The organism is Profundibacterium mesophilum KAUST100406-0324, from assembly GCF_009835145.1.
Taxonomy (GTDB): Bacteria; Pseudomonadota; Alphaproteobacteria; order Rhodobacterales; family Rhodobacteraceae; genus Profundibacterium; species Profundibacterium mesophilum.
This window is the reverse complement of the sequence record NZ_APKE01000112.1, coordinates 1-233: the sequence shown is the minus strand read 5'-3', so window position 1 is coordinate 233 and position 233 is coordinate 1. Positions and strand designations below refer to the sequence as shown.

1 protein-coding gene is annotated in these 233 nt (G+C 67.0%); it reads right to left on the bottom strand.

Annotation, left to right across the window (positions count from 1 at the left end; translation table 11 throughout):
* The coding region (locus tag PMES_RS16480; RefSeq protein ID WP_159966788.1) for a hypothetical protein at nt 1-195 on the bottom strand (195 nt) is incomplete at its 3' end.
* Between the last annotated feature and the right edge of the window lie 38 nt (nt 196-233).

Sequence of the window (233 nt, the reverse complement as noted above, 5' to 3'; positions counted from 1 at the left end):
CACGCTGGTGACGGCCCGGCGCATTCGGTAGATTTGCTTGCGGAAGTCGAGCGCGCCCGCCTCCGCCCGGTTGCCGATGTCGGCCGTGGTGACGGCGAAGGGCTGCGCGCCCGTTTCCTTGCCGGGCGCGCCGTCGAAGAAGATCTCCGGATCGCCCGTGCGAAGGGCCGGAACTGCGATATTGTAAGTGCTCATGCGTCTGCCACCGTTCCGCTGAGGGATGTGAAGGCACC